The sequence below is a fragment of the Providencia sp. PROV109 genome, from assembly GCF_033681625.1.
In the GTDB taxonomy this organism is placed as follows: Bacteria; Pseudomonadota; Gammaproteobacteria; order Enterobacterales; family Enterobacteriaceae; genus Providencia; species Providencia hangzhouensis.
On sequence record NZ_CP096320.1, the window covers coordinates 442,616 to 457,378 of the forward strand.

A 14,763-nucleotide genomic window follows, 5' to 3' on the forward strand; every position below is an offset into this window, starting at 1 on the left:
CTGAATTTATTCAGGTCTTTTGTTATTGTAATTCAACTGAATTTGACGGCTTGTATTGAGTTCTGATAGGTTGGTTACAATTCAATTTAGGAAATTTATATGTCACAGGTTGTAGCAAGCTTAAGCATTATTATTACCATCACATAGTGGTGGGGATAAGCTACATCCTAAACCCGCCAGATAAGGCGGGTTTTTTGTCCTTATCTGGTTAATTCTTCAGTAAGGAACTATTTATGAATTTAACAGAAGCATCTCCATTATTAAAAAAACAACCTCGTTTGCATTTTCTTTGTGGGAAAATCGCTTCTGGGAAATCGACATTAGCGAAACAACTGGCTAACCTCCCTCGTACTATTTTGCTCTGTGAAGATGAATGGCTTGCCGCCCTTTATCCTAATGAAATTAATGAATTGGCTCACTATGTCGAAAAAAGTGCTTTAGTAAAACAGGTATTGGAAGACCATATTAGGCAATTAATACAGGCTGGGAATAATATCGTGATGGATTTTCCTGCCAACACACCAATACAGCGTCAATGGTTAATGTCTTTGGCGCAATCATCTGATGTATCTTATGTATTTCATGTATTGCAGGTAAGTAATGATGAGTGTAAGGCAAGGCTTGTTGCTCGTAATTTAGCAGGGGAAAACCCATTTCAAACATCTGAAACGCAGTTTGATTTAATTACGGCACATTTTTCTTATCCAACAAGTAGTGAGCGGTTAATCTGTAAATTTTATCCATAAAGGTAACATATCTGAGTAATAAACTTATGGAGGAGACTTATTACTCAGATTTATGGTCACTTAGGTCGATACATTTTGAGGTTTTGCTGCTGTTCAATCCAATAGTAATCAGCTGGCCCTCCAGCACGCAATAGTGGTTTCTGGCTAGCACAATCATATAAGCCATTATTCAAGGCTGATTCATCAATATGCACCATGACGACTTCTCCCATCACCATCCAAGTATCCAATAGTTGCCCATCCGCCCGTTTAAGTTGCTGATATTGCGTGACAACACATTCCATTGAAACGGGTGTTTGAGCGATACGGGGCGGTGAAACGAGTGTTGAAGGGAGGGGGGATAGCCCCGTTAATGCAAATTCGCTTTCACCATGTGCGAGTGTGGCACTACTCATATTTACGTGTTCACCGAGTGAAAGCGTAGCAAGGTTATAAACAAACTCCCCTGTTTCGATGGCATTAGTTACTGAATCTTTTTTACCAACACTCGAAAAGGCCAATATAGGTGGTGAATAATTGAAAATATTGAAAAAACTATAAGGAGCTAGATTGGTTCTACCTTTACTATCACAGGTTGATATCCAACCAATAGGTCTAGGACCAATGAGTGATGGGATAGGGTCATGGGGTAGCCCGTGACCCTGCTGTGGTTGGTAACTATAAAACTTTGCTATCATTTTGGAGTCCTTTTTAACATTACTTTAACGGATATTTGAACAAGGTGTTAGGTATTTAAATAATAAATGCTATTAATGCATAAAGAATGCAGTAAGTGGATATTTTATTTTTAATTTTTCTTATATTAACGTTTGAGGATGTAACTTAATATAATAATATTAAATTAAATAGTAATTGATGATTATCTTTATTTTATTTATGAGTTTTAGTATTGACTTTATTGCTTAACTCTATTTTTGTGTAAATCCAGTGGATTGATTTATTTTAATTATAAGCTTTAATTTATTCTTTTAATTTCGTTATTTTCTGCATGTTAATATTTTTATATTTAATTAATCCGCCTTGCTATTATCTTGATTTATTTGTTTTTAACCTTTTGATTTTTAATATTTATTGTGTGTTCATCTAAGTTATATTACATGGGTTATATAATTTAATAGGAAATAGCTATCAAATTATATAAGTTCGATCGATACAAACGTATTTACAGAATTAATTAATAAACCTATATTTAAATTAAATTATTCTCTATTTTTATTAGATGTAAAAACAAACTGATTCTTAAGTTCGTAACGAGTCATTTAAAATTTCAAATGGGAGTTTTATTCATTGGAATTAATATGATAAAAACAAATGCGTTATTACGTCGGGATGTTGGATTATTTTTAAGACAAGCCAGAATTGATAAATCATTAACAGGGTACCAACTAGCTAAAATACTAAAAATAAGTCAACAACAGGTTTCTCGTTATGAGAGAGGGGAAACCGGTATTAATGTTGAAGTATTGAATACTCTTTTGGGCGTATTAGAAAGAAATTGGTTAGAATTTTTTTTCAAAGTCCTAGTGAATCATTCGAATGAAATTGCAGATATAAGAATACAAAATGAATTTTTTAATCTCATCGAAAGATCACTTTTCTACTATTATGGGGAATCAAAAAAAAGATAATTTTCAATTGGGTATGTGGTTGGAGTAAAAAATCACTCATATGGTGATGCTTAGTTTTATGTCCTCTTTAATTGAATTAAATATCGAAATTAGATTTACGCTATTGAATATTTAATGGCGTATTTATTGTAGTTTAATTTTTTAATTGAAAGGAAAAATATATGCAATTTACCAAATTAAATATTGCACCCTATTTATCAAAATCATCTCGGTTATTTATTTTTACTGCATTAATAGCTGGTATTTTTTCAACAAATTCTGCTGCCGACAACACAGGTACAGTTGATTTCGAAGGTGTCGTTGTTAGTACTCCTTGTAATATAGCGCAATCCTCACTAAAGCAAGTTATTGATTTTGGACAATTATCTCGTCGAGCATTGGAAAATGGTCGCGTGGCTGAGGTGAAATTTAATATTGAATTTACTGGGTGTGATTTCACTGACTTTGATATTGATACAGCTGGAAAACCTATTGCTGTTAAATCAATGGAATTAGTGTTTACAGGGCAAAGCTATGCGGATGCCGCAAATACTTTACTTTCTACCTCTGCGGGTAATACCAACAATGTAGGAATTGGTATTGATGGATTTGAGTTTGGAAAAGCTAAAGATGTGCTTTCACGTATCATCAATAAAAAAGGAGATAACGTATTATCTTTCAAAGCGTTAGCAAAAGCTGTTGATACAACGAAAAGTGTATCGGAAGGTAAGTTCAGCGCAGTAACAAACTTTCGTATTACTTATCAATAACTAAATGGTTTAACCGCCAGAATTGACTGGTGGTTAAATATTGATTCGCTAGAGGGGGGGGGCATGGTTAGTTATCAAAGGGTTATGAATATAATAGTCTTGTCGATAATGCTTATTTTTAGTATTCACTCATATGCAGACCCCAAAATTATTAAGCCCTACAACGTCAATGCAAGAACATTACTTAAAGGCAGTGTTATCGATGCGCCGTGTTCAATAACGTTGAAAAATCGCTATCAAACTATTGATTTTTCTTCTTTGGCTCTCGCTTTTTTGTCAAATAGCTTGCAAAGAGAAATGCATGACCAGCCTTTTATTATTGAGCTACAAGATTGTGGTAGTGCTTATTCAACCATTGACCTAAAAACATGGAAAATACGCTTTGTCGGCCAACGTGCGCAATATATTGATGCTTTTACGCTACAAGGTGCTTCCGAAGGGCTAGGCGTATCGGTATTAGACAATTCAAAAATACGATTACAGCCTAATAAGGTTTATTCATTATCTGACAATGTGTTGTATCAAGATAAATCAGGATACAGCCTTTTCCTTCGCTATTTCTTACGTTTGGAATTAACCGGACAGCCGATTCAAGCGGGCCGTTATTACGGGCTGATCCGCTTTTTCATCGATTACCAATAACACGCACGAAGAATATGTTTTTATGAGCTTCATTTTGAAGATGAACTCTTATTGCATTTAATCTGGTATAGCTAGGATGGTATAGAGCATGGTGTTCAAAACTAACGAAAAATTGAAGCTAGCTTGGCTCATTGCTTTTCTGTTACCGAGTTTTATAGGATGGAAAGCATTTGCAACTGAATTTAATACAGATGTTTTAGATGCAGATGATATGCAAAATATTGATATGAGCCAGTTTTCGGTAGTAGGGTATACGCTACCGGGGGATTATGTTTTTACTCTCTTTGTTAATGGGCAACGTTTAGGGGCACCCCGCAATATCTCCGTTTATGAAAATAAGCCAATTGCAGGTGAATCAACCCAAGCGACACAAACTATTTGTATTCCTCCTGATATCCTTGAGTTAATCGGATTAAAGCGTTCTGCGATGGAGAAAGTGACACTTTCTCATAGTGGAAAATGCCTCGATTTTTCTGCGCTATCAGGCGTTCAAACAGCCATAGAGCTCAGCACCTTATCGCTGAAAATGACTATTCCGCAAATATGGATGGAATATCGCGACCCTTACTGGGTTCCTGCTAATTTATGGGAAGAAGGAATAGGTGGCGCATTTATTGATTACAATGCGAATATTTCTGCAACCAAAGAAACGAATAGTAATCGGCAAATCTATTTATCAAGTAATGGAATCACTGGGGTAAATTGGGGGGCTTGGCGCCTACGTGGTGATTACAGTACATCTTATCAGAAGCAACGGGGTGATTATCCTCAAGAAAAACATAACTTTGATTTTACTCGTCTTTATGCATTTACTTCATTGAAAGATAGTGCCTCAATCTTTACGTTGGGAGAAAATTATTTTTATTCGGATATCTTTGAATCTTGGCAATATACTGGTTTTTCTTTAGAAAGTGATGACCGCATGCTACCGCCTAAATTAGTGGGGTATGCACCTGAAATTATTGGTGTTGCAAATACTAATGCGATTGTAATTGTTCGCAGCCAAGAACGCATTATTTCTGAAACGGCAGTGCCTCCTGGACCATTTCGTATTCAAACACTTGATAGTGGGATCCGTGGTGTATTAGATGTGACTGTGCGTGAAGAAAATGGGGAGGAGAGCAAGTTTAGTCTTAGTACAGCTTCGTTACCTTATTTAACACGTCCCGGACGCGTTATTTATAAAGTCGCAATGGGAAAGACGCGTTATGACAATCGGCATTTGACAGGTGAGCCTGTTGTAAGTGGTGAATTATCATATGGTGTTTCAAATGCATGGTCATTATATGGAGGAACTCAACTTAATGGTTATTACCAAAGTGCAGCATTAGGGATCGGACGGGATCTTTTTTCAATAGGCGCGGTTTCTTTTGATATCACACAATCTTTTGCCGATTTTTCAGATAAAAGACGCCAAGGCCGCTCTTATCGCGTTAATTACGCAAAATCTTTCGATGAGCTACGCACAGATATTACCTTTGCAGGCTACCGTTTTGCCGACAAAGAATACCGAACACTAACGCAATTTATGGATGAAGAGAGAATAGGTTATGGTACTCAGGCAGCAAAAGAAAATTATCAATTATATTTAAATAAATATTTTGATGATTTTAATATTTCTCTTAATTATCAATATAGTACTTATTGGCAGCACGACTCACAAACGCAATACGGTTTATACATTAATGCGCCTTTAAATTTTCCTCTTCTGTCCCAGAATGCCGCAAATTTATCATTATCAGCAACTCGTACTGAACGAGACAATGGCAATGAAGATGATGCAATTAACCTATATCTCACAGTACCGTTATTTCGCGGGCATAGCATCACATTTTCTGAACTCTACTCACGGTCAGCGGGTAATAATCAATTTAATCATCAGGTTGGCTATAGCGGTTATGGGGAACAAGATAATTACAATATCAACGTTGGTTATAACCACGGCCAACATATTGATAATCAAGTGAGTTTGAGTGGCTTTTATTCACGAGATATCTCTCAAGCAAGTACATCTATAAATGCGAGCTATGTGCCTGATCAATACCACAGCATTGGCGGGTCAATCAATGGCGGGCTTACATTAACCTCGAAAGGGGCGGCATTGCACCGATCAGCGCACGGTGGTACACGACTTATGGTTGAAACCCCCGACGTGAGCGGTATTCCTCTCGATAATGGGGTGATTAAAACCAATGCATTTGGGTTGGCTGTTATTCCCAATGTGAATAGTTATCGAAAATCAACAGCTTCAATTAATACCAGCCAGTTACCCGATGATATCGAAAGCCTCGAACCCTCGACAGATATTACGTTAACCAAAGGTGCCATAGGCTATCGCAGCTTATCGGTGATGAAGGGGCATAAATTATTTGTTGTTTTTGCTTTGTCAGATGGAAAGCACCCACCTTTTGGCGCCAGTGTACGTAATAAAAATAACCAAGAAGTAGGGCTAGTGGGTGAAGGCGGTGTGACGTGGCTAGTGGGGGTATCACCTCAAGAAAAGTTGTCGTTGTATTGGAATAACCAGCCACAGTGCGAGTTATCTCTACCTGAAAAATTAAATGAGCTTACGGATTTGTTGTTGCTGCCATGCTCTTCAGCCAAAGCGGTCCGTTCAGTTTATTCATCATCAAGTAAATGATTGTGAGGCTAATTATGTGGAAGTTAGATATTTGTTATCAATGGATTGTGAGAGTACTGCTTGTCATACCTATATTATCATTTAATACCTACGCAGCAGTGACCCTGGATCGAACTCGGATTATTTTTCCTGGGGATGTGAAATCGATTAATATCAAGATAACTAATGATAACCCAGAAGAGGCGTATCTCGCACAAAGTTGGATTGAAGACCAACAAGGTAAGAAGCTAACAAAAGGAGCGTTATTGGCCACGCCGCCACTACAACGCGTAGAGCCGAATAGCCAAAGCTTAGTTCGCTTGAGTCTGACGCCTTTATTTAGTCAGTTACCGCAAGATAGGGAATCCGTATTTTATTTTAATTTGCGAGAAGTCCCGCCTAAATCTCATGATGCGAATACCTTACAAATTGCTTTGCAATCGCGAGTGAAGCTTTTTTATCGACCTCCGTCCATTTTAGCCAAGTCAGAAACAAACTGGGCACATAAGGTCACATTAATGAAAACGAATAAAGGGTATCAGCTCAATAATTCAACGCCTTTCAATTTGACGGTTATTGGCTTAGGTAATAACCAAAAACAGTCGGAACAAAGCCAATTTGAAGTGGTGATGGTGCCGCCTAAATCGACTCAAGAGTTTATTTCCCAGCCACTAACAAGACCTCATTTAACCTATATCAACGATTATGGCGGAAAACCGACTTTGGCTTTTCATTGCCAACAAGACGTTTGCACAGTGGTGGATGAACGTTAGTTAGCTGAGGGGGATATATGCCTAGCATCAATAATAGAAGGAGTAATGCATTGATAAAACATATGCTTATCGGTCTATTTTTCATCAGTGGCATGATAGGAGTGATGGCTTCAGCGAACGGACTTTTAAATCATACTGCGGTGAATGAATCACATTATGAAGATTTAAATAGTGGATGGTTAGAAGTGAGCGCTCGATTATTCAATTCGCCTTGCCACTTAAAACTATCAACCTCAGCGGTGATGTTGACTCAATGTGGCGCAGGCGGTGCATTTTCTGCGGATAAAACGCAAACAACGCCCGCACAAATACGCTTCTATGATGTGCAGAATGGAAATGTTACGGCCATAGAGAAAATGAATTTATTAAACGGTAATAATTTTATTCACCCACCTGTTTCAATGCATAAATCGAATTTATTACGGTTGGAGGTGGTTTATGAGTAAGGCAATTTTACTTTTAAGTCTTGTACTTCCTATCTTTGGTTGGAGTAAGGAAAGCCTAGATGTGGAATTTAGTGGTATTTTAGTCAATAAAACCTGTCAGTTAGCGGCTGATTCCATCAATAAGCGGGTAAAAATTGAAAATATACGTTTGAAGTCGATTAATGACAATATTCCTAGTGATATCACACCATTTTTTATCACGATTGAAAAATGCAGCCAAGCCGACCTTAATAAGATGATTAAGATTACCTGGAAAAGCCCAAAACAAGTCACTGTAGAGGGAGGGAATTACCTTGGAACGGATGGAAGTAGTGGTGTGCTGCTTGGTGTAGTTGATAAGCAAGGCGCACTTGTTACTTGGGATAAATCGATTGAGGTAACACCTGTTACGGTTACAGATGGAAGTCAGCAATTGGAATTTGGTGTATTTGTGCGTAAAAATCCGTTGAATGAAGCAAAAAAAGGGGTTTTCTCAAGCTCAGCGACTTTTTCATTGGAGTATGAGTAATGAATACAATCAATTGGTTATCTAAATTTGTTTTGTGTTTTTTATTCCTCCCATTTATGTCTAAGTCGGATGTTTTAATCGATGTGAGCGCGACGTTAGTCGACCCAGCCTGCCACCTACGTAGCGAAGATAACAGTTCACCGTTAAAAATCAATTTTGGGGTGATTAATATACCGCATAACTCTGATGATATTTCCCAATCCCATATATTTCCATTGTATTTAACTGGCTGTAATTGGAATAAATCACTCGGTATTATGATTAACCCCAAAAATAGTAACACTATGGTTTATCAAGGAAAAAGTATTTTATCCACTAGTACTGATGGCCTTGGCATTAATATCAATAATATAACTGGTGGTGTGGCTCATCCACTTGAAGTTAATCAAATTCAACAAATATTTCCAGAACAAATAGATGCCACTTTACAGCGAATTATTTTACAAGCTGAGCTCGTCAATACCCTACCAGCGAGCCAACTCCGTGCTGGAAAATTTAGTGCTATTGCCATGATTTCGGTCACTTACTATTAAGGCGGTAATATCGGTTATGTCTAATTTTCAAATCCTGTTTCAGGCGGTTTCTAGCTCTATGGTGAAAATACCATTTCCCTTATTTTTTAAGGGAGAGTTTTTTAAACAAACATCTAGCTTATCAATGTATTTTCTGGTGGCCATTCTTAGTTTGTATGGAATGAATGCTCATGCAGATTATGCATCTCGAATACAAAATTCCAATTCAGGTTATTCAATTCGGATCGATAGTAATAGTGTTATTGAACCCGTTGCACGAGTTGGTTCTGATGGCAAAAATTATTATCGTGTAGGAAACCCTATTGTTATTGATGGTAATAGTGCTCAAGTGAGTGTGTCTGGCTTGGTTGATTGTGTTGGGAGACGATGGGGGAGCAGCAATACAAGAATTCATTCATCACAGGCATTTCATCGTTTGTTTATGTATGTAGCTTCTGCGGGAGTCACGATTGATGGAAAAACAGCCTACCGGATCAATAACAATTTAGTGATGACGGTGGAAACTCCAATAATGAATTGGATAAATATTGATGCAGGAATGTGCTCATATGCTTATGTGGGGCTTGTTAGGTCTGCTCAAGAGTTTACCAGTCAATTTCCAGTTACTATTACATTTTTTATTAATGAGCAAATTATTGATGGAAAACTGGTTATTCCTGCAATGGATTTAGCGGGCTATGTTCGCGCTTTTACTGAACCTAAAGCAGTGCCACCCTTTGATAGCTGGCCTTTATCTGACTCAACAGTGCCAATGCGTCTTGCCGCTTCTCAGTTAAATGTGAAAGCAATGTGTTCCACGCAAACGAGCTCTGGGCAAGCTAGCACCGTCAATTTGCGACATGGCCAATTAAGTAGTATTCATTACGATAGCTTGGTGACGGAAAGTATCAGATACACGTGCAAATTTGCTGCCTTAACGAAGGTAAGGTTACGGTTAGACTATGTGACAGATGGTGACCCACAAAAGCGCTTGCCAATGAAAGATGCTTCAAATAGAACGATTTACAGTCAGTTAGACATTGTGGATGAGCAAACAGGGGCGACAGGCACAGATATTCGTGTGGGAATTCATTCAAATCGCACTATTTATATTCGTAGTCGTATTCAAGGAAATAATGCAGACGCAGGAAGTTATCAAGGGTCTGCATGGTTAATTGCCACATTTGACTAAATTGAATTTTTGAATGGTTAGGTGTTATCCACTAATTCTCTGAATAAAACTGGATGGACTTTGCCCTAACCATTTTTTAAACATGGTCGAAAAAGACCCAACGCTGCTGTAGCCTAAATCAAATGCGACCTCAGTAATGGATTTACCTGCAGAAATATGGGTAATCGCACTTAATAAGCAAGCTTGCTGCCGCCAGTCAGAGAAAGATAACCCCGTTTGAGCACCAAAAAAACGGCTAAATGAGCGCTCACTTTTATGTAGTTTTGCCGCCCACTCCTGTGGTAATGAGGTGATTTGTGGCGCTTTTAGGAATTCCCGGCACAATTGGGCTAAATGTTCATCCCGTGGGATGGGGGCGTAGAAAGGCAGGGGCTCTGCTTGTGCAATTTCATGCAAAATCAATTGGTACATCACACCATCACGGCCATTTAAATCATATTCAATTGGGGTATCAACTGCTTCAAGCAATAGCTGACGAAGTAAGGGGGAAACCCTGAGTACTTCGCATTTGTTTCCCCTACGTGGAGCGGCTTTGGGCTCAATGTATAAGCTACGCGTACTGACATTCAACATGCGCGTTTCATGGGGCGTATTACAGGGGATCCAAACACCACTATCAGGCGGTATGACCCACTCGCCATCTGCGGTACTCACTTCAATCAAGCCTGTCGCACCATATAGAAACTGAGCACGGCGGTGAACGTGAGAATCAAGCAGCACATTTGGTAGGTAATCAGTGCCGATCGCTAAAACATCACGCGGAGTTGCATCGACAGTTTTCAGAGGAATATTTCGCATAGGAATTTTTCTTGGCTGAGATTCAAAAGCTATCATCTATTTTCTGAATATAGGCAATTTTTATTGATATAACCACATGTTTTCCGTGGTTGGCTGAAATTCCAATGTGTTTGGCAGGTTTTCGAAAGTTGGCAAACAGGGAAATGTTTACCCTATCGCGGCAACCTAATGTATGCCAGAGGTAGAGTTATCATGGAAAATTATTACGATCAGGCGGATAGTGAGAGTCTGATTGAACCCCTAACCCGTCGTCGGTTTATTCAAGGCAGCTCTGCGCTCATGGCTGTCCCATTTATTGCGACAAACACTGTTGCATCGACACCAGAAAACCCGAATATCATCCCAACCACAACGCTGCAAAATGAAGGTGAGCGAGTGGTCTCCACCTGCAGTAGTTTTGACTGTGGTGGCAAATGTGATATTCGAGCACACGTTAAAGAAGGTGTGGTGACACGAATTAGCACCCGTCCAGATGCCGATTTAGACGAAGAGATGCCCATCATGCGTGCTTGCGTGCGTGGCCGCAGTTACCGGAAGTTCGTCTATCACCCAAATCGCCTGAAATACCCAATGAAAAGAGTGGGCAAACGTGGAGAAGGGCGCTTTGAGCGAATTAGCTGGGAAGAAGCGACAACCTTGATTGCTGACAACATGCAGCGTATCAACGCCCAATATGGCCCTGCATCGCGCTTTGTTAGTCTCAGTACTGGGGTGACTGGGGGAATTTTCTCCGGTGCCAATATGTTGCGTCGGTTGTTTAATATCACGGGTGGTTTTTTAGAAAATTACCACTCAGTGAGCAATGGCAATACCATGGCGGTTACGCCTTATACCTATGGCACGTCAGCAAGTGGTAGCACGCTAGATACATTAGAAAATACGCCATTGGTGATCTTGTGGGGACATAACCCGAACGAAACCATTTTTGGTCACACGAATCATTATTTCCAAAAAATGAAAAAAAATGGCACTAAATTTATTGTTGTCGACCCACGTTACTCGGATACCGCGTCGTCATTAGCGGATCAGTGGATCCCCATTTTGCCGACAACAGATAATGCGATGATGGATGCCATGATGTATGTGATCATCAGCGAAGGCCTGCATGATCAATCCTTTATCGACAAATTCACTATTGGTTTTGATGAGCACCAGATGCCCGAAGGCATCCCTGAAAATGAGTCATTAGTGGCTTATTTAATGGGGAAAAAAGACGGTGTGGTGAAAACCCCAGAATGGGCAGAACCTATCACCAAAGTCCCCGCTGAAACCATTCGTCAACTGGCTCGCGAATATGCCAATACAAAACCGGCGGCCTTAATGCAAGGTTGGGGGCCTCAACGTCACATCTGTGGTGAACGCTCCGCCAGAGGCGCCACGTTATTAGCCACAATTACCGGAAATGTAGGCGTAAAAGGGGGCTGGGCTGCGGGCTATGGCATGGCAGTAACCCCTGATTTACGTAAAACGTTAGCGGGCCCGAGCCTATTTGAAAACCCAGTTAAAGCGAAAATCAATATCACCAATTGGGTGCAAGCTTGTGAAAACAAAGACCTTGTGACGCCAAATAATGGTTTAAAAAATGCGGAAAAACTCGATACGGAAATCAAAATGATTTTTTCGTTGGCGGGTAACTATATGACTAACCAGAACCCCGATATTTTGCATGCTGCTAAAGTTCTGGAAGATGAAAGTAAAGTTGAGTTTATCGTTTACAGTGACTTATACATGACACCCAGCGCCAAGTATGCCGATATTTTACTACCTGAAACCAGCTTCTTAGAACGCTGGAATGTGGGGGGAACATGGGGAACGGGCAACTACATTATTTTATCGGAAAAAGTGATTGAACCTGAGTTTGAGCGCCGTAGTGACTATGAATGGCTGCGAGAGGTAGCTGAAAAACTCGGCGTTGGCGAGAAATTCAGTGAAGGTCGTACAGAAAAACAGTGGATCGAGCATTTAGTCAATGATGCCCATCAGAAACGCCCAGAAGATGGCATTCCAACTTTTGATGAGCTGCTGGTTAAACGCCGTCATTTGTTAAAGCACAAACCCCATGTTGGGCATGTCGCTTTTGAGAAAAATATTAATGATATCGATAATAACCCGTTTGAAACGCCATCAGGAAAAATTGAGATTTTCTCTCAGCGTCTTTATGAACGTAATGATGTGGATATCCCTGCGTTATCCCATTATGTGCCTGCCATTGAAGGGCCTGAAGATGAACTAGCTTCCCGCTATCCATTGCAATTAATCACTTGGAAAGGTCGTAATCGTGCCAATTCAACGCAATTTGCTAACCCGTGGCTACAAGAAGTGCAGCGCCAAGAGTTGTGGATCAACCCAATTGATGCCAAACGGCGAAATATCACGGATGGAGAGCGCGTCAAAGTGAATAACGACCGCGGTATCACTATGGTGCCCGTCAAAATCACCCAGCGGATTATGCCCGGAGTGGTGGCTTTACAAGCAGGAGCATGGTGGCAACCTGATGAAAATGGCGTTGACCAAGGTGGTTGCGCTAACGTTTTAACATCAGCCCGTAGCACAGCAATGGCACATGGAAATGCCCATCAAACCTTATTGGTGGAGGTAAGCAAAGCATGAGTAAATTTCACGTTTATCCCGCTGTAAGCAGCAAACAGCTTGGTTTTTATATTGATTCTGCACGTTGCTCAGGTTGTAAAGCCTGTCAAGTTGCCTGTAAAGACAAAAATAATCTTGATGTGGGGCGCAAATATCGTCGCGTATACGAAGTCGCTGGCGGTGAGTTTATTGAAAATGGTACGGGAGGACTGGTGAATAACGTCTTTGCTTATACGTTATCCATTTCCTGCAACCACTGCGCCGACCCAATGTGTGTGAAAAACTGCCCGACAACGGCGATGCACAAGCGTGAAGGGGATGGCATCGTGATGGTCAATACAGACAAATGCGTAGGTTGTGGAACTTGCGCTTGGTCTTGCCCATATGGCGCACCGCAAATGAACCCTGAAACCAAACAAATGTCGAAATGTGATTTTTGCATCGACCTGCAACTAAAAGGGGAGCAACCCGTCTGCGTCGCCACATGCCCATTAGGGGCCATTCAGTTTGGCCCAATAGATGAACTCAGACAACGTTATGGCGAGCTGGCGGATGTCCGTGGGTTGCCAGACTCATCGATTACCCATCCCAATTTAGTGATCCACCCACATCTTGGGGCTGGTCGCACTCAAAACTCACAAGGAGAAGCCAAATGAATGAATGGCCACTATTGTTATTCACATTTTTAATGCAAACATCCATTGGGTTGAGTGTGATGTTAGCGCTTTTTGCGAAAAAATTATCAGCGGTTTTACCTCATAAAACGAATACACAATTTTTGCAGCAATACGTGTTTGTTGCCTGTGTATTTGCGGGGGTAGGTTTATTGTCTTCAATCACCCACTTAGGGGTTCCTTTGAATGCGCCTAATTCTTTGTTGAATATCTTTTCATCGTGGCTAAGCCGTGAAGTGGTTTTCACTGCGACCTATTTTGCTTTTCTTGGGCTGACTTTTTTGTGGCTATGGTTCAAAAAGGAATTGTCATTTCTGCTGCTTGGTTTGGCTATCATTGCTGGGTTATGTGATGTGTATGCCATGGCTTCAATTTATCGTTATACATCAATGTTAACGTGGATGAATGATAATACTTATTTGATGTTCTACGGCACGATGCTTACAGCAGGAGCTGCTGGGTATTATTTATTAATCAATTTGTTATTGCGCTTCCATGCAGGCTCGCCAGCGGCTCAAGTCTCAACGCGTGGGTTATGGGTGCTATGGGCGGTTATTGGCATTAGCTTATTAGCCCGTTTAGTTTATCAACCTGCCTATGAAAATTACTTAGTTAGCACGAGTTATCATAATGAATCGATTACATTTCCTATCGACTCTATTCATGCCTACCAAAGGATTTGGTCGCTGCGTATCACTAGCTGGGTAGTTGGAATACTGGCGGTGATTTTATTGGGATATGGATTATTTCGTCATATGCGACAAACCGCGAGTGGGGTTATGACTTCGAGCAGCAAAGGGTACTTAGTGGTGGGTTGTGCGGTTGCCATAATTGCTGAATTTATGCTGCGTTACTGTTTCTATACTATTCATCTGTAAATAAATAA

15 protein-coding genes are annotated in these 14,763 nt (G+C 40.2%); 13 read left to right on the forward strand and 2 right to left on the reverse strand.

Annotated elements, in window-relative coordinates; genetic code table 11:
* The first annotated feature begins 233 nt into the window (after positions 1 to 233).
* Complete coding sequence (locus M1F25_RS01945) at positions 234 to 746, forward strand: AAA family ATPase (protein WP_004261079.1); 513 nt, start codon at positions 234 to 236, stop codon at positions 744 to 746.
* 56 nt (positions 747 to 802) lie between these two features.
* Here the strand turns inward: M1F25_RS01945 and M1F25_RS01950 are convergent, their stop codons facing one another.
* Complete coding sequence (locus tag M1F25_RS01950; RefSeq protein ID WP_112307398.1) at positions 803 to 1,423, reverse strand: flavin reductase family protein; 621 nt, start codon at positions 1,421 to 1,423, stop codon at positions 803 to 805.
* A gap of 621 nt (positions 1,424 to 2,044) precedes the next feature.
* On the opposite strand from M1F25_RS01950, the gene M1F25_RS01955 reads away from it, so the two are divergent.
* From M1F25_RS01955 to M1F25_RS01995, 9 genes are all read left to right on the forward strand, one after another.
* The gene (locus tag M1F25_RS01955) at positions 2,045 to 2,374 is read left to right on the forward strand and encodes a helix-turn-helix domain-containing protein (protein ID WP_036958338.1); all 330 of its coding nucleotides are present in this window, start codon (positions 2,045 to 2,047) and stop codon (positions 2,372 to 2,374) included.
* A gap of 161 nt (positions 2,375 to 2,535) precedes the next feature.
* A complete protein-coding gene (locus M1F25_RS01960; RefSeq protein WP_004261070.1) occupies positions 2,536 to 3,123 on the forward strand; it encodes a fimbrial protein in 588 nt (195 codons plus the stop codon).
* 63 nt (positions 3,124 to 3,186) lie between these two features.
* The gene (locus M1F25_RS01965; protein ID WP_096864581.1) at positions 3,187 to 3,765 is read left to right on the forward strand and encodes a fimbrial protein; all 579 of its coding nucleotides are present in this window, start codon (positions 3,187 to 3,189) and stop codon (positions 3,763 to 3,765) included.
* A gap of 88 nt (positions 3,766 to 3,853) precedes the next feature.
* Positions 3,854 to 6,406 (forward strand): fimbria/pilus outer membrane usher protein, encoded by a 2,553-nt coding sequence (locus M1F25_RS01970; RefSeq protein ID WP_181489167.1) that lies wholly within the window; start codon positions 3,854 to 3,856, stop codon positions 6,404 to 6,406.
* Positions 6,407 to 6,420: 14 nt separating this feature from the next.
* A complete protein-coding gene (locus M1F25_RS01975) occupies positions 6,421 to 7,158 on the forward strand; it encodes a molecular chaperone (protein ID WP_232368717.1) in 738 nt (245 codons plus the stop codon).
* Between the two features lie 17 nt (positions 7,159 to 7,175).
* Complete coding sequence (locus M1F25_RS01980; RefSeq protein WP_094961430.1) at positions 7,176 to 7,604, forward strand: hypothetical protein; 429 nt, start codon at positions 7,176 to 7,178, stop codon at positions 7,602 to 7,604.
* Complete coding sequence (locus tag M1F25_RS01985; protein WP_094961429.1) at positions 7,597 to 8,112, forward strand: fimbrial protein; 516 nt, start codon at positions 7,597 to 7,599, stop codon at positions 8,110 to 8,112. The genes M1F25_RS01980 and M1F25_RS01985 overlap by 8 nt, the downstream gene beginning before the upstream one ends.
* Complete coding sequence (locus M1F25_RS01990; protein WP_094961428.1) at positions 8,112 to 8,645, forward strand: fimbrial protein; 534 nt, start codon at positions 8,112 to 8,114, stop codon at positions 8,643 to 8,645. The genes M1F25_RS01985 and M1F25_RS01990 overlap by 1 nt, the downstream gene beginning before the upstream one ends.
* Before the next feature lie 16 nt (positions 8,646 to 8,661).
* Positions 8,662 to 9,816, forward strand: coding sequence for an adhesin (locus M1F25_RS01995; RefSeq protein WP_181489169.1), 1,155 nt, complete (start codon positions 8,662 to 8,664; stop codon positions 9,814 to 9,816).
* 24 nt (positions 9,817 to 9,840) lie between these two features.
* On the opposite strand, the gene M1F25_RS02000 is transcribed toward M1F25_RS01995, so the two are convergent.
* On the reverse strand, positions 9,841 to 10,614 hold the full coding sequence (locus M1F25_RS02000; protein WP_136134398.1) for an AraC family transcriptional regulator: 774 nt from the start codon (positions 10,612 to 10,614) through the stop codon (positions 9,841 to 9,843).
* Between the two features lie 192 nt (positions 10,615 to 10,806).
* Between M1F25_RS02000 and M1F25_RS02005 the strand changes: the two genes are divergently transcribed.
* The 3 genes from M1F25_RS02005 to M1F25_RS02015 are packed head-to-tail and all read left to right on the forward strand — an operon-like array spanning position 10,807 to position 14,755.
* The gene (locus M1F25_RS02005) at positions 10,807 to 13,224 is read left to right on the forward strand and encodes a DMSO/selenate family reductase complex A subunit (protein ID WP_181489171.1); all 2,418 of its coding nucleotides are present in this window, start codon (positions 10,807 to 10,809) and stop codon (positions 13,222 to 13,224) included.
* Complete coding sequence (locus M1F25_RS02010) at positions 13,221 to 13,859, forward strand: DMSO/selenate family reductase complex B subunit (RefSeq protein WP_004261008.1); 639 nt, start codon at positions 13,221 to 13,223, stop codon at positions 13,857 to 13,859. The genes M1F25_RS02005 and M1F25_RS02010 overlap by 4 nt, the downstream gene beginning before the upstream one ends.
* Positions 13,856 to 14,755 (forward strand): dimethyl sulfoxide reductase anchor subunit family protein, encoded by a 900-nt coding sequence (locus tag M1F25_RS02015; RefSeq protein ID WP_112307399.1) that lies wholly within the window; start codon positions 13,856 to 13,858, stop codon positions 14,753 to 14,755. The genes M1F25_RS02010 and M1F25_RS02015 overlap by 4 nt, the downstream gene beginning before the upstream one ends.
* Positions 14,756 to 14,763 lie beyond the last annotated feature (8 nt).